We start from the raw sequence: 16,127 nt of genomic DNA, 5'->3' as shown, positions 1-16,127 counted from the left end.
ATTGAGGAAACGCCCGAGCTCCAGCTGCAACTGCATCAGCGCCCAGGAGACATCATAGGTGTATTTCTCCATCGCTCTGGTCGCATTCTGGATCTGCATCAGGCAATAGAGGGTGCTCCCGGTAAACGACAGGATGGATACATACAGAATGACGAGCAGTGGCCACGCCCTGGTCTTTCCTTTCACCCCATGCTCCCGTGCTGTTTTTATCAGTGCTGAATGTCTATCAAATCCAGCTGCCAGATCATCATGTCGGTATATTCGGATCGCTTCAATTCCGGATATTGATCAAGAGGCAGCATAAACCAGACCGGCCCCTTGTCACGCACCCGCATGACAGCGCCGTTGTCTTCCCATGCAAGGATGGGCTCGTATTTGGCAACCTTGTCCCATTCAATGCGGACCTGGAAACTGTTCAGCGCAGTCAACGTAATGGTCTTGCCATCCGCACCGACTGCAGCCAATACATCGGCCAGTTTTGGGCCTCTGTAGGTGTGCGGCTTATCCACCCACGGGTTGCCTGTCACTATCTCATGTTGCGGCAGAGCCTGCAGTTTAGCCAGATCAAACAACACCTTGCCATCAACTTCGTCTGCCGACCTGATGTTACCACCCACTTTCAGGATCACCGGCCCCGTCAGCGCCTCAGCAGCCATCACCGGCATGATGACCAATGAACACAGTAGTGTCAGCCAACCAAACATTTTCATATCGCCCCCAGATTTGCTGTCTCAACAGACTCAGTTTAGCCAGATATAAAAAAACGGCTCGCCTTGAGCGAGCCGTTTGTCAAACAGAGCAAGGGGGATGATTACATCATGCCCATGCCACCCATGCCGCCCATGTCAGGCATTGCAGGGGTATCTTTCTTCGGCAGTTCGGTGACCATGCACTCGGTAGTAATCATCAGACCGGCGATGGAAGAGGCAAACTGCAGGGCTGAACGGGTTACCTTGGTCGGATCCAGGATACCCATGGCCAGCATGTCGCCATACTGTTCGCTGTAAGCGTTGTAACCGAAGTTGCCTTCGCCGTTCTTCACTGCGTTGGCGATGACGGAGGCTTCTTCCCCGGCGTTGATGACGATTTGACGCAGCGGGGCTTCCATGGCACGCAGGGCAACCTTGATACCTACGTTCTGGTCTTCGTTGTCACCGCGCAGACCCGCCAGTTTGGCAGCAACGCGAACCAGCGCAACACCACCACCGGCAACCACGCCTTCTTCAACCGCGGCGCGGGTAGCGTGCAGGGCATCTTCAACGCGTGCTTTCTTCTCTTTCATCTCGACTTCGGTGGCTGCGCCAACCTTGATCACGGCAACACCGCCAGCCAGCTTGGCTACGCGCTCTTGCAGCTTCTCACGATCGTAGTCGGAAGAGGTCTCTTCGATCTGCTGACGGATCTGGGCAACACGGCCTTCGATCACACCGGCATCACCCACGCCATCGATGATGGTGGTGTTCTCTTTGGTGATGACGATGCGCTTGGCACGACCCAGATCTTCCAGAGTCGCTTTTTCCAACTCCATGCCAACTTCTTCAGAGATGACAGTACCGCCAGTCAGTACGGCGATATCCTGCAGCATGGCCTTGCGACGGTCACCGAAGCCAGGCGCCTTGACGGCAGCCACTTTCACGATACCGCGCATGGTGTTGACCACCAGAGTGGCCAGCGCTTCGCCTTCTACGTCTTCAGCAACAATCAGCAACGGCTTGCCAGCTTTGGCAACGCCTTCCAGCACCGGCAGCATTTCGCGGATGTTGGAGACTTTCTTGTCAACCAGCAGGATGAACGGGTCGTCCAGTTCAACAGAACCGGTCTCTTGCTTGTTGATGAAGTAGGGGGACAGGTAGCCGCGGTCGAACTGCATACCTTCAACAACTGCCAGCTCATCTTCCAGACCCTGACCATCTTCAACGGTGATGACGCCATCGCGACCCACTTTGTCCATGGCTTCAGCAATCAGCTTGCCCACTTTCTCGTCGGAGTTGGCGGAGATGGTGCCCACCTGAGCAATGGCATTGCTGTCAGCGCACGGCTGGGACAGTGCTTGCAGCTCGGCAACAGCAGCCACAACGGCTTTGTCGATACCGCGTTTCAGATCCATCGGATTCATACCGGCGGCAACGGCTTTCAAACCTTCGTTGACGATAGCCTGAGCAAGAACGGTTGCAGTAGTGGTACCGTCACCGGCGGCATCGTTCGCCTTGGAAGCCACTTCCTTGACCATCTGGGCGCCCATGTTCTGGAACTTGTCTTCCAGCTCGATTTCGCGCGCAACAGACACACCATCTTTAGTGATGGTCGGGGCGCCGAAGGACTTGTCCAGCACCACGTTGCGGCCTTTCGGGCCCAGAGTCACCTTGACGGCATCAGCCAGGATGTTTACGCCTTCCAGCATCTTGATGCGGGCTTCGTTACCAAACTTAACGTCTTTAGCTGCCATTTTTCTTCAATCCTTAAATCAATTCGGGGAAAAGGAGGATGGATTACTCTTCGACAATCGCCAGGATGTCGGTTTCGGAGAGGATCAGGACGTCCTGACCATCCAGCTTCTCGGTCTTCACACCGTAGCCTTCGTTGAAGATAACTTTGTCACCAACCTTCACGGCCAGCGCTTTGACTTCGCCATTATCCAGGATGCGACCAGTCCCCACGGCAAGCACTTCACCACGGGTGGACTTCTGGGCCGCAGTACCAGTCAAGACGATACCGCCGGCAGATTTGGCTTCAGCTTCGATGCGCTTGATGATGACGCGGTCGTGCAGTGGACGAATTTTCATCGATAACTCTCCCAAAATGAGTCTCATTGTTGCTTTGAGGAATGGCCGTTCCAGGCCAAATTAGATATGTCCCTGATGTGGGGCAGAGTTGCTAACCCTTCAAGGGCAAATACAAAAAAAATTTTTTCACGTACTATAAACATCTTCGATGGTTCAGCCATGTTCGCACTCTGGAGCAAGGTCGGTTCAAGCCGCCCGGTTTCCATGCCAGAACCTTCAAAGCCAGCTGTAGAGACGAGCCCTTGACCCGCACCAACCCCATGTTGACAGCCCCTATTCCGGTCGTACTGCGCCAGATGACGGGCCCCATGATCTTCGGCATCATCGCCATTCTGGCCTTCAATCTGGTCGATACCTTTTTTATCGGTATGCTGGGCACCGAAGCTCTGGCCGCCATCAGTTTTACCTTTCCTGTCACTTTTGTGGTTACCTCGCTGGCGATGGGATTGGGCGCCGGATTGTCAGCGGTGATCGGTCATACCCTGGGGCAGGGCAAACACGATGAGGCGGCCCATCTCGCCACCGACAGTCTGTTTCTGGCGGTGATCATGGTGGCCCTGCTCTCCGCGGGGGGGGCTCTCACCATCAAGCCTCTGTTTACTCTGCTGGGGGCCAGTGCCGAGCTTATCTCCCTCATCCATGACTACATGCTGATCTGGTATCTCACCGTCCCCATGCTGGTGCTGCCCATGGTGGGCAATGCCGCCATCCGGGCGACCGGCGATACCAAAACTCCCAGTCTGGTGATGGCAGTAGCCGGGCTGGTCAACGGGGTACTGGATCCTCTGTTGATCTTCGGTATCGGCCCCTTTCCCGAATGGGGGATCCGCGGGGCCGCCATCGCGACTTCTATCTCCTGGTTGATGGCGATGCTGGTCAGCCTCTATATCCTGCGTCATCGGGAGGGCTTGCTGCTGTGGCGCCTCTCGCCGCGGGCTCGGTTGCTGACCCACTGGCGGGCCTTGCTCCATGTCGCCGTCCCCGCCTCTTTTACCAATATGCTCAACCCCCTGGCCAATGCGGTGCTGATGACGATCTTTGCAGGACTGGGTACCGAGGTGGTGGCGGCTTACGGCGCCGCGTCGCGGGTCGAGGCGCTGTTGCTGATTGTGATGATGGCCCTTGCCTCCGTGCTGGCCCCTTTCATCTCGCAAAACTGCGGTGCCGGTAATCCGGCCCGCGCCAAGGCTGCGCTGCAAAGCTGCATGAGTTTTGCGTTGCTGTTTCAGCTCGCCATCTATGGCTTGACCTGGCTACTGGCGCCACTCATCGCCAACCTGTTCAGCGATCATCCACAGGTCATCCGCCTCATCATTCTCTATCTGCATCTGGTGCCGATCGGTTACGGATTTCAGGGCATGGTGATGCTGCTGGCCTCGGCACTCAATGGCGTGAGGGCATCCAGTATTTCGTTCTTGTTCAACGGATTGCGACTGTTTGGTTTTCTGTTGCCAGGAGCCTGGCTGGGGGCAAAGCTGGGGGGAGAACAGGGGATATATCTGGGGATACTGCTGGCAAATCTGGCGGCGGGCACCCTCGCGTGGTGGTATGCCCGACACCGCTTCGAGGCCTTGTGCCATCAGGGCAAACCCTGATTCAGTCACTCGCCTCGGGTTTTCGTCTCGTCGATTACTCTTTGCGCTCAAATTCGCCTTCGATGGTGGTGCCGCCCTGCCTGGCGTTCCCCAGATGATCATCGGACGGTGCGTTGCCAAACGGCGATTGAGTTCGCTGGAAGCCACCCATCTGCATCCGGAACTGGCTGCTGCCGATCAGCTTGTCAGCCAGTTTGTTACGCAGCCAAGGTTGCAGCAACAGCACACCGAAAATGTCGGTCACGAAACCCGGAATGATCAGCAGCAAGCCGGCCAACGCCAGCATCATGCCCCCCATCACCTCGCGGCCCGGCATCTCGCCCATCTGCATCTTTTGCTGGGCGCTGAACAGGGTCTTGATCCCTTCACTGCGCACCAGCGAGGAGCCCAGTACCGCGGTCAGGATGAGCAAGCCGACAGTCGGCAGCGCACCGATTACCGAGCCGACCTCGATCATCACGGTGAGTTCCAGTACAACCAGACCCACCAACAACAAAAACAACTTGCCCATATCCACTCCAGCACCGGTAAATTGAGAAAAAGTGGCGCCCATCCAACGATGGCCAGAGGCGATTTTGCCACCCCATCATCTCCACTTTCTGCCCTGAATAAATGGGGGCTGCCCCCCTCTTTTCAAGTTGGTCAACTGACTCCTACGTCATCAGCAATCTAAAAAACCAGCAAAAAGTCACAAAAATTTATAAAAATCATCATGATAAAAACTTCATAACATAAGTGTACTTTCCTCAAAGTAATTTGAAAATGTCGCAAATTTAGTGATCCACCTCTAATAACCGATACCTCAATTGGAGTAGTATATTGATTAGTTTTTCGGGAGGTCATTCTCCCAACCGCCCCACTCGATGTGTGGTGCTTCAGGATGAGCTGTGCGCAAGGAACTCGCGACCACTCGGTGAGGATTTTTCCATTTATCTGATTTCTGAGGCATTACAATGAGCGACATCAAGAACGTCCGCATTGAAGAAGACCTGCTGGGCACCAAAGAAGTTTCCAATGATCTCTACTACGGTGTGCACACCCTGCGCGCTGTCGAGAACTTCAAGATCAGCTCTCAGAAGATTTCTGACGTTCCGGAATTCGTCCGCGGTATGGTGCTGACCAAGAAGGCCGCTGCGCTGGCAAACGGTGAACTGGGTACCATCCGTCCTGAAATTGCTGACAAGATCGTAGAAGCCTGCGACCTGATGCTGAACACCGGCAAATGCTTCGACCAGTTCCCGGTCGACGTTTATCAGGGGGGTGCCGGCACCTCCGTCAACATGAACACCAACGAAGTACTGGCCAACATCGCCCTGGAAATCATGGGTCTGGAGAAAGGCCGTTACGACGTCATCAACCCGAACGACCACGTCAACAAGTGCCAGTCCACCAACGATGCCTACCCGACCGGTTTCCGCGTTGCTGTGGTCAACAGCACTGACGTGACTCTGCACGCGCTGGAGCACCTGATCGCGGCATTCGATGCCAAAGCGAAAGAGTTCAAAAACATCCTGAAGATGGGTCGTACCCAGCTGCAAGATGCGGTTCCGATGACCCTGGGCCAGGAGTTCCACGCATTCGCCGTGACCCTGCGTGAAGAGATCAAGTCCATCAAGCGTTGCCAGGAGCTGCTGCTGGAAGTGAACCTGGGCGCGACCGCTATCGGTACCGGTCTGAATACTCCGCCCGAGTACTCTGCACTGGCTATCAAGCGTCTGGCCGAGATCACCGGTCGTGCCTATGTGCCGGCAGAAGACCTGATCGAAGCAACCTCCGACTGTGGCGCCTACGTCATGCTGCACGGCGCCATCAAGCGTCTGGCCATGAAGCTGTCCAAGATCTGTAACGACCTGCGTCTGCTCTCCTCCGGCCCGCGCACTGCACTGAAAGAGATCAACCTGCCGGAAATGCAGGCGGGTTCCTCCATCATGCCGGCCAAGGTCAACCCGGTTATCCCGGAAGTGGTCAACCAATCCTGCTTCAAGGTATTCGGTAACGACATCACCATCACCTTCGCCGCCGAAGCCGGTCAGCTGCAGCTGAACGTCATGGAGCCGGTGATTGGTCAGGCGATGTTCGAATCCCTGAGCCTGATGGAAAAAGCCTGTATTTCCCTGCGCGAGAAGTGCGTGGAAGGTATCACCGCCAACCCGGAAATCTGCATGAATCACGTGCTGAACTCCATCGGTATCGTGACCTACCTGAACCCCTTCATCGGCCACCACGAAGGGGATATCGTCGGCAAGATCTGTGCCCAGACCGGCAAGAACGTCCGTGAAGTCGTTCTTGAGCGCGGCCTGCTGAGCGCCGAGCAGCTGGACGAAATTCTCTCCATCGAGAACCTGATGAACCCGCAATACAAAGCCAAGCGTTTCACCCGCGAAGCTGCCGTATAAGCGAGTGTGGGCCGGGATCTTCCCGGCCCATAAAGTCAGTTCCCGATTGGTCTTTATCCCCAGCCCGATCGGGAATTGGCTTTTTGCCAAATAAAAACCAAAAACTAAAAAATGGAGTTATCGCTATGATTGGAATCGAGTTACTTGTCGTGCTCGCCGCTATCTATCTGGGGGCCCGGATAGGCAGCATCGGCATCGGCTTTGCCGGTGGTCTGGGGGTACTGGTATTGACGTGGGGTCTGGGCATGCCCATCCCGAGCGATCAACTGGTCAGCTACATCCCTTGGGATGTGATCATGATCATCGCGTCCGTCATCTGCGCCATCGCCTGTATGCAACTGGCTGGCGGGATGGACTATCTGGTCTTCCTGGCAGAAAAAGCGCTGCGCAAGAACCCCAAATACATCACCTTCGCCGCCCCGGTGGTCACCTACCTGATGACCATGCTGGCCGGTACCGGTCATACCGCCTTCTCCACCCTGCCGGTGATCGCTGAAGTGGCCAAAGAGCAAGGGATCCGCCCATCCCGTCCGCTCTCCATCGCGGTTGTCGCCTCCCAGATCGCCATCACAGCTTCTCCGATCTCTGCCGCTGTGGTTGCCTTCTCCGGCATGCTCGAGCCGTTTGGTGTTGATTATCTGACCCTGCTGGCCATCTGCATCCCCTCTACCTTCCTGGCCTGTATCCTGGGCGCCTTCATTGCCAACATGATGGGCAAGCCGCTGGAGCAGGACGAAGTCTATCTGGAGCGCAAAGCCAAGGGCCTGATCAAACTGCGTGGTACTACCAAGCTCGAGATCAAACCGTACGCCAAGCTGTCGGTCTGGATCTTCATCGCTGCCATCGTGGCCGTCATGGCCTATGCCACTGCCATCTCCGGTAAAGTTGGCCTGATCACCAACCCGCCGATCCCCCGTGACGGTGCCATCATGGGTATCATGCTGGCCGCGGCCACCATCATGACTCTGGTGTGCAAACTGGACGCCACCCAGGTCACCAACATGCCGACCTTCAAGTCCGGTATGTCCGCCTGTATCTGCGTACTGGGTGTGGCCTGGCTGGGTAACGTCTTCGTGAAAGGCAACATGGACACCATCCAGCTGATCGCTGGCGACCTGCTGAACCAGTACTCCTGGCTGCTGGCCGTGGTGCTGTTCTTCGCTGCCATGCTGCTCTATTCACAAGGCGCCACCACCAAAGCTTTGATGCCTGCCGCACTGGCACTGGGTGTCAGCCCGCTGACTGCGATTGCCTCCTTCGCAGCTGTGAGCGCCCTGTTTGTACTGCCGACCTACCCGACCCTGCTGGCTGCGGTAGAGATGGACGACACCGGCTCCACCCGTATCGGTAAGGCGGTCTTCAACCACCCCTTCTTCGTACCGGGCACCGCCACCATCGCCATCGCCGTGGCACTGGGCTTCTTCTTCGGCGGCATCCTGCTGTAATCTATCGCCTGCCGATCACCAAACAAAAATCCCCGCCAGTTGGCGGGGATTTTTTTATCTCTTTACTCTGTACTTTGCAGTCTGCCAGCACGAGAGCTGACCTCTTATACGGATGGCTCAACCACGGCGACAGCAGACACCACAACAGCGTGCCAGCGGCACTATAACCACCGCTGCCGGATTGCAGGAGCTGTAGGCCACCATGGTACTCAGCACCACGCCAGAAGGCGGGATCCGTCGGATCAGACCGGATCCAGGGTATCCAGCGGCCAGCGCGGCACGGCCTTGACTGCCAGCGGCTCAAACACGCCCGCTTTCAGGCGCTGCATACCGGCATAGGCGATCATGGCACCGTTATCGGTGCAATATTCAGTGCGCGGATAGAACACCTCACCCTTGAGGCTCTCCATCAGCTCGGCCAGCTGGGCACGCAGATGACGGTTGGCACTGACGCCACCAGCGACCACCAGACGCGTGAGACCGGTCTCTTTCAAGGCTCGACGGCACTTGATGGCCAGGGTATCAACCACCGCATCTTCAAACGCCCGAGCGATATCGGCGCGGGTCTGCTCATCATCACCATTGGCGGCGATGGTGTTGGCGGTGAAGGTCTTCAGGCCGGAGAAGCTCATGTCGAGCCCGGGACGGTCAGTCATGGGACGGGGGAAGTGGAAGCGCCCAGTGGTGCCCTTCTCGGCCAGACGGGAGAGCAGCGGGCCACCCGGATAGTCCAGCCCCATCAGCTTGGCGGTCTTGTCGAACGCTTCGCCAGCGGCATCATCGATGGATTCCCCCAGCAGCTGATAGCTGCCGATACCGTCGACCCGCACCAGCATGGAGTGACCACCGGAGACCAGCAGCGCCACGAAGGGGAACTCGGGGGCCTTCTCTTCCAGCATGGGGGCCAGCAGGTGGCCTTCCATATGATGGACGGCGATAGCAGGCTTGTTCCATGCCATCGCCAGCGAACGACCAATAGTGGCGCCCACCAGAATGGCGCCAACCAGACCCGGACCCGCGGTATACGCGATGCCATCGATGTCATCTTTGCCCAGTCCCGCCTCTTGCAATGCGGCCTGGATCAACGGGATCGTCTTGCGAACATGATCCCGGCTGGCGAGTTCGGGGACGACGCCACCGTAGTCCGCATGCAGCTTGACCTGGCTGTATAACTGATGGGAAAGGATCCCTTTTTGATCGTCGAAGATCGCGATCCCTGTTTCGTCACAGGATGTCTCTATGCCCAATACACGCATTGCTAAAAAATTTCACTGCTAAAATGAGACGGCTATGGTAACCTTCGCGGGTTTTTTAAACCAGAGCGATCTCTGCGGGTTTACTTTCATTCCCTGTCCAGAGTATAATTTCGCACCATTTTAAGACATGCTGATCGATTGAAGGTCAGCTAACAATTTATCACTGAGGTGAAAGGCACATGCCAGTAATCAAAGTCCGTGAAAATGAGCCGTTTGACGTTGCTCTGCGTCGTTTCAAGCGTTCTTGCGAAAAAGCCGGTATCCTGTCCGAAGTTCGTAGCCGTGAGTTCTACGAGAAGCCGACTACCATTCGTAAGCGCGCCAAAGCGTCTGCTGTCAAGCGTCACGCCAAGAAGCTGTCTCGCGAAAACGCACGTCGTATCCGCCTGTACTAATCGGGAGATATTGCCGTGTCTCTGAAGGATCAACTCAAGGATCAGCAAAAGCTCGCCATGCTTGCCAAAGATAAGGCACGTCTGGGAGCGATCCGCTTGTTGATGGCAGAAATCAAGCAACGTGAAGTCGATACCCGTATCGAGCTGAATGATGAGGATATCCTCGCTGTCGTGACCAAAATGGTCAAACAGCGCCGCGATTCCATCAGCCAATTTGAAGCTGCCGGTCGCCAGGATCTCGCCGACAAAGAGTCCGCCGAGATCGTTGTGTTGCAGGAATTCCTGCCGCAACAGCTGACCGCAGATGAAATTGCTGCCCTGATCGAGCAAGCCATCACTGAAAGTGGTGCTGCCGTCATGGCTGATATGGGCAAGGTCATGGCTGTCTTGAAGCCGAAAATTCAGGGGCGTGCCGATGTCGGCGCCGTCAGTGCTCAGGTGAAAACCCGCTTGGCGTAACAGGCAACTCTCTTGTTTGGTCGAAGAAGCCGTGCTTCCCTTGGAATGCGCGGCTTTTTTATTTTCTCCGCAATGAAACAGGACGGTTATGGCAGGCAGGATCCCCCAATCCTTTATCGACGATCTGCTCGTACGCACAGACATAGTCGAGCTGATCGACTCGCGAGTGCGGCTGAAAAAAGCCGGTAAGAACTACCAGGCTTGCTGCCCTTTTCATAACGAAAAAAGCCCCTCTTTTACCGTCAGCCAGGAGAAGCAGTTCTACCACTGTTTCGGTTGTGGCGCCCACGGCAACGCCATCGGCTTTGTCATGGAGTACGACGGTCTCGAATTTCCCGATGCTATCGAAGAGCTCGCCAGCATGCAGGGCATGCAGGTGCCTCGCGAGCAGAGTATCGGCGGCTCGGCCAATAGTCAGCCCGCCGTTAGCAAGGATCTGTTCGAGCTGATGAACCAGATCGCCCGCTTCTACGAGAGCAACCTCAAGAGTGCTCCCCATGCGGTGGAGTATCTCAAAGGCCGCGGTCTGACCGGTGAAGTGGTCAAACGATTCAACATTGGCTATGCACCGAGCGATTGGGATCAGGTGCGCCGACGCTTTGGTACCAGCCGGGATCACGAGCAGTTGCTTATCTCGGGCGGCATGCTGATCACCCGTGATAATGGCCCGGGCAGCTATGATCGTTTCCGCGATCGCATCATGTTCCCGATCCGCGACAAGCGTGGCCGGGTTATCGGTTTCGGTGGCCGGGTGCTGGGTGATGGCACCCCCAAATACCTGAACTCGCCGGAGACCCCCATCTTCCATAAAGGGCGGGAGCTGTTCGGTCTCTACGAGGTAAAGCAGGCACACAAGGATCCGCGTCGGATCCTGGTGGTGGAAGGCTACATGGATGTGGTGGCACTCGGTCAGTACGGCATCGACTATGCGGTGGCGGCGCTGGGTACTGCAACGACCAGCGACCATATTCACACCCTGTTTCGCACCACCGCCGAGGTCGTCTGCTGCTACGATGGTGACAACGCCGGTCGTGAAGCCGCCTGGCGCGCGCTGGATAATGCCCTCCCTCATCTGCAGGATGGCCGCGAGCTGAAGTTCGTGTTCCTGCCCGATGGCGAGGATCCCGACTCGCTGGTACGCCAGATCGGCAAGGAGGGTTTTGAAGCCCTGCTCGATGAAGCCCAACCGTTCGCCGACTTCATGTTCGAGCGTCTCGGTCGCGATGCGGCCCTCTCCGGTGAGGCGGGCAAGTTCGAAGTAGCCAACAAGGCTGCCGAGCTTATTCGTCGCGTACCGGAAGGGTTTACCCGCGAAGGGCTGATCACTCGTCTCTCCAGCATGATGCGCTGGGGCGAGAACAAACAGCGCATCGCCGAGCTCTTTGCCCGCAACAGTCAGCCCAAGGCCGAGGTCAACAAACCCAAGGCTGCCAAGCTGACGCCACTACGGCGTGCGCTGGCACTGATGGTGCAATATCCGGCAGTAACGGCTGAGCTTCCCCCCATGCCAGAATTGGCCGGACTACGCGTACAAGGCATCAAGTTCCTGCTGCAACTGCACCAGCAGATCCTGGCACAGCCCGGTATCACAACCGGTATCCTGCTGGAACACTGGCGTGGTACCAAGGAGGGAGAGATCCTTGCTCAGCTGGCCATGCACGATCTGTTCGAGGAGATCAAACTCGATCAGGAGCCGGATATTCTGGGAGAATTGCAGGACACCTTCGTCGGCTTCATCAACCAGTTTCTGAAACAACGGATCGAAGAATTGCAGGCCAAAGTGGCTCAGGAAGGACTAAGCTCCGAAGAAACCCAAGAGTTGATGATGCTGATCAGAGAGGTGCAAATTGAGAAAAGAAATGAGAGTGGGGCTTGATATTTGAGTGATTAGTCCCAATATGGATAGCGTTGCCCGAATCGACGGGATGAAAAGCAAAATTTTTATAACCGCCTGGCCCCGACAATACTGCGGGCAGGGGTTTCTCATGACCGACGCCGCAACCAGACATAGCATGTCTGGCGGTTTTCTATTAGAATTGGCTATTTGCGCAGCAGCGCACTGTACGCGCAACCTAGCAACACCAACCGGATGAGTTCTATGGAGCAAACCCCGCAGTCTCAGCTTAAACTCCTCGTTGCCAAAGGTAAAGAACAGGGCTACCTGACCTATGCCGAGGTGAACGATCACCTCCCGCAAGACATTGTCGATTCAGACCAGATCGAAGACATCATTCAGATGATCAACGATATGGGCATTCAAGTGGTTGAAAACGCTCCGGATGCCGATGACCTTATCATGGCTGAAGGTGGTACCGCCGATGAGGACGCTGCCGAAGCAGCGGCCCAGGCTCTGGCATCTGTTGAATCTGAGATTGGTCGCACGACCGATCCCGTCCGCATGTACATGCGGGAAATGGGTACCGTCGAACTGCTGACCCGTGAAGGCGAAATCGACATCGCCAAGCGGATCGAAGACGGTATCAACCAGGTACAAAGCTCCGTAGCCGAGTACCCTGAAGCAATTACTTACCTGCTCGAACAGTACGACAAGTACGAAGCCGAGCAGCTGCGTCTCTCTGACATTATCTCTGGCTTTATTGACCCGAACGAAACTGAAGATATGGCGCCTACCGCCACGCATATCGGTTCCGAACTCGGCGAAGACGATCTGGCCGACGAAGATGAAGAAGACGAAGAAGACGAAGACGAAGATGGCGACAGCTCTGACGACGACGGTGACGGTGGTCCGGATCCGGAAGTCGCTCGCGAGAAGTTTGGTGAACTGCGTGCCCAGTATGAAGTGACCCGCCTCTCCATTCAGAAGAATGGTCGCGCGCACGAAGATACCCAGGCCGCCATCGCCCAGCTGGCCGATGTATTCCGTCAATTCCGCCTGATGCCCAAGCAGTTCGATCGCTTGGTCAACAACATGCGTGAAATGATGGAGCGCGTCCGCGTGCAGGAACGCATCATCATGAAGCTCTGCGTTGAGCAGGCCAAGATGCCGAAGAAAACCTTCGTCGCGGCCTTCACCAACAACGAGTGTGAAACTGCCTGGTTCGAATACCAGAAGCAGGCTGGCAAAGCCTGGTCTCCTCGTCTGGTTGAAATGGACGAGGATATTCAGCGCGCCATCGGCAAGCTGCAGCAGATTGAAGAAGAGACCGGTCTGTCGATTGCCCAGATCAAGGATATCAACCGTCGCATGAGCATCGGTGAGGCCAAAGCCCGCCGTGCGAAGAAAGAGATGGTTGAGGCCAACTTGCGTCTGGTTATCTCTATCGCCAAGAAGTACACCAACCGCGGTCTGCAGTTCCTGGATCTGATCCAGGAGGGCAACATCGGTCTGATGAAGGCGGTAGACAAGTTTGAATACCGTCGTGGCTACAAGTTCTCGACCTATGCTACCTGGTGGATCCGTCAGGCCATTACCCGCTCCATCGCGGATCAGGCCCGTACCATCCGTATCCCGGTACACATGATCGAGACCATCAACAAGCTCAACCGTATCTCCCGTCAGATGCTGCAGGAGATGGGTCGCGAACCGAACCCGGAAGAGCTGGCCATGCGCATGGGCATGCCGGAAGACAAGATCCGCAAGGTACTGAAGATCGCCAAAGAGCCTATCTCCATGGAGACGCCCATCGGTGATGATGAAGATTCCCACTTGGGCGACTTTATCGAAGATACCACCCTGGCTCTGCCAGCGGATGCTGCGACCAGCGAAAGCCTGCGCAACGCCACCCGCGAAGTGCTGGCTGGCCTGACCGCCCGCGAAGCCAAGGTACTGCGGATGCGTTTCGGTATCGACATGAACACTGACCACACCCTAGAGGAAGTGGGCAAACAGTTCGACGTTACCCGTGAGCGTATTCGTCAGATCGAAGCCAAGGCACTGCGCAAACTGCGCCACCCGAGCCGCTCGGAAGTGCTACGCAGCTTCCTGGACGAATAGTCCTGACCCTGTGTCAAACTGCTCTGCCAAAGCCCCGCCATGCGGGGCTTTGTTTTGTCTGGCATTTACCCTTGCGACCCTCTTTGCGCCCTCAATCAAGCTGGACAATTAGTCGCCAAGTGGTTGATATGCCTATAGACTGCCCTTTCCTCTTCCCCTATAATCCACGCCGCTAAACGCACAATTTGGCCCCTTAGCTCAGTTGGTCAGAGCAGTCGACTCATAATCGATTGGTCGTGGGTTCAAGTCCCCCAGGGGCCACCAAATCACAGTCCGACAAGGACGAAGAAGAACAGAGAACCCGCATGGCATAAGGCCTTGCGGGTTTTTTGTTGTCCGAGATAGTCCTAGATAGTCGCCTCTATCCGGCCAAAAGAGTAACATCCATGGTAACACGGCTCTGGTAACACCGATTTTGGTGTTACTGTTGGGGGTAACACCATGGGTAAGAACAAGCTGACGGATTCCAAGCTGAGGGTCGCTAAGCCCGAGGAGAAGGAATACAACCTAGGGGATGGGGATGGCCTCTATCTGAGGGTGAAGACGAACGGCGCTAAGATGTGGCTGTTCAACTACTACCGGCCTATCGACAAGAAGCGAGCCAATATCAGCTTTGGCCCTTACCCAGATGTGACCCTCTCCGCCGCACGGGAACGACGAGGGCAGGCCCGCGCCCTGCTGGCCGAAGGCATCGACCCCAAAACCCACCAACTTGAACAAGCTGAGATCGCCCGCCTCAAGCAGGAAGCCAGCACCAACACCTTCGAGCGGATGGCCGGTGAGTGGATGGGGTTGAAGCGCCACAAGGTCAAGCCCGAAACGGCTACACGTGATTGGCGCTCGCTTGAACTGTATGTGCTGCCCTTCATCGGCGCTATTCCCATCGACCAGATCCGCGCTCCCAAGGTGATCGAGGTGCTGCGCCCAGTTGAGGCGTCCGGCATTCTGGATACCCTTCATCGCCTGTGCCGCCAGATCAACGAGATCATGAACTACTGTGTGAACCATGGTCTGCTGGAGGCGAATCCCTGCTCTGCCATTCGCAAGGTGTTCAAGACGCCCACCAAGACGAACATGCCCACCCTCAAGCCAAACGAGCTGCCCGCGCTGATGGCTGACATTGCGAGCGGTCGGATAGACCCTACAACCCGTTGTCAGATTGAGTGGAGCCTTCACACGCTGGTGCGCCCTGGTGAATCAGCCGGTACTCGCTGGAATGAAATCGACTTCGAGGCCAAGGTGTGGAACATCCCCGCCGATCGGATGAAGATGGACAGACCGCATCGGGTACCTCTCACCCCGCAAGCCCTTTCCCTGCTGGAGCGTATGAAGCCAATCAGCGGCCACCGTCTCTTTGTGTTCCCCGGCTACCGTGACCCCATGGGGCACATCAACGACCAAAGCGCCAATGCGGCGTTACGGCGGCTTGGCTATGGCGGGCGGCTGGTGGCCCACGGGCTACGCTCGCTGGGGAGTACCACTCTCAATGAACAGGGCTTTAACCCGGACGCCATCGAGGCGGCCCTATCACACACTGACGAGAACGAGATCCGCCGAGCCTATAACCGCTCCGACTACTTTGAGCAGCGGGTGATCATGATGACGTGGTGGAGCGAACACATTGAGCAAGCCAGCCAAGGGAGCCTCTCATTAGCGAGCGGCTTTAGGGCATTGAAGGTTGTGGGCGAGTGACGAAAAACACAGGGATTTACCTCTATGGCGGAGAAACTCTCCGCCATAGACAAGCCGAAATGCAGCGCCATTACTGAAATCTGCGATTCACGGCATTCCCAGTATGCCATTCGGAATGCCATTGAATGGTCGATACCATCCGAAGTCGTCC

14 protein-coding genes and 1 tRNA gene (1 of these 15 running past the window's edge) are annotated in these 16,127 nt (G+C 56.3%); 9 read left to right on the top strand and 6 right to left on the bottom strand.

Going from position 1 to position 16,127, the window contains the following annotated elements; genetic code table 11:
• The 4 genes from ACTG1K_RS06380 to ACTG1K_RS06365 form a co-directional block, all read right to left on the bottom strand.
• Positions 1-186: the 5' end (the start) of a putative bifunctional diguanylate cyclase/phosphodiesterase gene (locus ACTG1K_RS06380; RefSeq protein WP_005340581.1), read on the bottom strand. The gene continues 1,746 nt to the left of window position 1, outside the view; the window shows 186 of its 1,932 coding nt (coding positions 1-186); it begins with the start codon at positions 184-186; its stop codon lies beyond the left edge, outside the window.
• Between the two features lie 23 nt (positions 187-209).
• Entirely contained in the window at positions 210-710 is a 501-nt protein-coding gene (locus ACTG1K_RS06375) for a molybdopterin-binding oxidoreductase (RefSeq protein WP_019444953.1), read from the bottom strand.
• A 101-nt stretch (positions 711-811) separates the two neighbouring features.
• Positions 812-2,446: a chaperonin GroEL gene (gene groL, locus ACTG1K_RS06370; RefSeq protein WP_005340575.1), complete on the bottom strand. Its 1,635-nt coding sequence runs from the start codon at positions 2,444-2,446 to the stop codon at positions 812-814.
• A gap of 43 nt (positions 2,447-2,489) precedes the next feature.
• Positions 2,490-2,783: a co-chaperone GroES gene (locus tag ACTG1K_RS06365; RefSeq protein WP_005340573.1), complete on the bottom strand. Its 294-nt coding sequence runs from the start codon at positions 2,781-2,783 to the stop codon at positions 2,490-2,492.
• Positions 2,784-3,043: 260 nt separating this feature from the next.
• On the opposite strand from ACTG1K_RS06365, the gene ACTG1K_RS06360 reads away from it, so the two are divergent.
• Positions 3,044-4,378, top strand: coding sequence for an MATE family efflux transporter (locus ACTG1K_RS06360; protein WP_231720294.1), 1,335 nt, complete (start codon positions 3,044-3,046; stop codon positions 4,376-4,378).
• Positions 4,379-4,412: 34 nt separating this feature from the next.
• Here ACTG1K_RS06360 and ACTG1K_RS06355 read toward each other — a convergent pair whose 3' ends face one another.
• On the bottom strand, positions 4,413-4,889 hold the full coding sequence (locus tag ACTG1K_RS06355; protein ID WP_376901676.1) for an FxsA family protein: 477 nt from the start codon (positions 4,887-4,889) through the stop codon (positions 4,413-4,415).
• Positions 4,890-5,331: 442 nt separating this feature from the next.
• On the opposite strand from ACTG1K_RS06355, the gene aspA reads away from it, so the two are divergent.
• Both aspA and ACTG1K_RS06345 read left to right on the top strand, forming a co-directional pair.
• Positions 5,332-6,774 (top strand): aspartate ammonia-lyase, encoded by a 1,443-nt coding sequence (gene aspA, locus ACTG1K_RS06350; protein WP_005340569.1) that lies wholly within the window; start codon positions 5,332-5,334, stop codon positions 6,772-6,774.
• A 125-nt stretch (positions 6,775-6,899) separates the two neighbouring features.
• Positions 6,900-8,219 (top strand): anaerobic C4-dicarboxylate transporter, encoded by a 1,320-nt coding sequence (locus ACTG1K_RS06345; protein WP_021229055.1) that lies wholly within the window; start codon positions 6,900-6,902, stop codon positions 8,217-8,219.
• 242 nt (positions 8,220-8,461) lie between these two features.
• On the opposite strand, the gene tsaD is transcribed toward ACTG1K_RS06345, so the two are convergent.
• A complete protein-coding gene (gene tsaD, locus ACTG1K_RS06340) occupies positions 8,462-9,475 on the bottom strand; it encodes a tRNA (adenosine(37)-N6)-threonylcarbamoyltransferase complex transferase subunit TsaD (protein ID WP_042052807.1) in 1,014 nt (337 codons plus the stop codon).
• A gap of 179 nt (positions 9,476-9,654) precedes the next feature.
• Here tsaD and rpsU point away from each other — a divergent pair, with 179 nt between their 5' ends.
• The 6 genes from rpsU (at position 9,655) to ACTG1K_RS06310 (ending at position 15,976) form a co-directional block, all read left to right on the top strand.
• A complete protein-coding gene (gene rpsU, locus ACTG1K_RS06335; protein ID WP_005309452.1) occupies positions 9,655-9,870 on the top strand; it encodes a 30S ribosomal protein S21 in 216 nt (71 codons plus the stop codon).
• A gap of 15 nt (positions 9,871-9,885) precedes the next feature.
• Positions 9,886-10,329: a GatB/YqeY domain-containing protein gene (locus ACTG1K_RS06330; protein ID WP_005349081.1), complete on the top strand. Its 444-nt coding sequence runs from the start codon at positions 9,886-9,888 to the stop codon at positions 10,327-10,329.
• 88 nt (positions 10,330-10,417) lie between these two features.
• The gene (gene dnaG / locus ACTG1K_RS06325) at positions 10,418-12,205 is read left to right on the top strand and encodes a DNA primase (protein WP_440004968.1); all 1,788 of its coding nucleotides are present in this window, start codon (positions 10,418-10,420) and stop codon (positions 12,203-12,205) included.
• 183 nt (positions 12,206-12,388) lie between these two features.
• Positions 12,389-14,284, top strand: a complete 1,896-nt coding sequence (gene rpoD, locus ACTG1K_RS06320) for an RNA polymerase sigma factor RpoD (RefSeq protein WP_263718854.1) — start codon at positions 12,389-12,391, stop codon at positions 14,282-14,284.
• A gap of 187 nt (positions 14,285-14,471) precedes the next feature.
• Positions 14,472-14,548 (top strand) — tRNA-Ile (locus tag ACTG1K_RS06315).
• A 177-nt stretch (positions 14,549-14,725) separates the two neighbouring features.
• Positions 14,726-15,976 (top strand): integrase domain-containing protein, encoded by a 1,251-nt coding sequence (locus ACTG1K_RS06310; protein ID WP_288030499.1) that lies wholly within the window; start codon positions 14,726-14,728, stop codon positions 15,974-15,976.
• The last annotated feature ends 151 nt before the right edge of the window (positions 15,977-16,127 follow it).

The organism is Aeromonas sp. 102P, assembly GCF_051920345.1.
In the GTDB taxonomy this organism is placed as follows: Bacteria; Pseudomonadota; Gammaproteobacteria; order Enterobacterales; family Aeromonadaceae; genus Aeromonas; species Aeromonas veronii.
The sequence above is the reverse complement of the archived record's forward strand: the minus strand, read 5'-3'. Positions and strand labels throughout refer to the sequence as shown.

What these genes read in the sequence shown, in the direction of transcription:
- dnaG (WP_440004968.1), top strand. Translation starts at nt 10,418, where the DNA reads ATGGCAGGCAGGATCCCCCAATCCTTTATCGACGATCTGCTCGTACGC.
- ACTG1K_RS06375 (WP_019444953.1), bottom strand. Translation starts at nt 710, where the DNA reads ATGAAAATGTTTGGTTGGCTGACACTACTGTGTTCATTGGTCATCATG.
- tsaD (WP_042052807.1), bottom strand. Translation starts at nt 9,475, where the DNA reads ATGCGTGTATTGGGCATAGAGACATCCTGTGACGAAACAGGGATCGCG.
- groL (WP_005340575.1), bottom strand. Translation starts at nt 2,446, where the DNA reads ATGGCAGCTAAAGACGTTAAGTTTGGTAACGAAGCCCGCATCAAGATG.
- ACTG1K_RS06360 (WP_231720294.1), top strand. Translation starts at nt 3,044, where the DNA reads ATGTTGACAGCCCCTATTCCGGTCGTACTGCGCCAGATGACGGGCCCC.
- ACTG1K_RS06365 (WP_005340573.1), bottom strand. Translation starts at nt 2,783, where the DNA reads ATGAAAATTCGTCCACTGCACGACCGCGTCATCATCAAGCGCATCGAA.
- ACTG1K_RS06355 (WP_376901676.1), bottom strand. Translation starts at nt 4,889, where the DNA reads ATGGGCAAGTTGTTTTTGTTGTTGGTGGGTCTGGTTGTACTGGAACTC.
- ACTG1K_RS06310 (WP_288030499.1), top strand. Translation starts at nt 14,726, where the DNA reads ATGGGTAAGAACAAGCTGACGGATTCCAAGCTGAGGGTCGCTAAGCCC.
- rpsU (WP_005309452.1), top strand. Translation starts at nt 9,655, where the DNA reads ATGCCAGTAATCAAAGTCCGTGAAAATGAGCCGTTTGACGTTGCTCTG.
- aspA (WP_005340569.1), top strand. Translation starts at nt 5,332, where the DNA reads ATGAGCGACATCAAGAACGTCCGCATTGAAGAAGACCTGCTGGGCACC.
- ACTG1K_RS06345 (WP_021229055.1), top strand. Translation starts at nt 6,900, where the DNA reads ATGATTGGAATCGAGTTACTTGTCGTGCTCGCCGCTATCTATCTGGGG.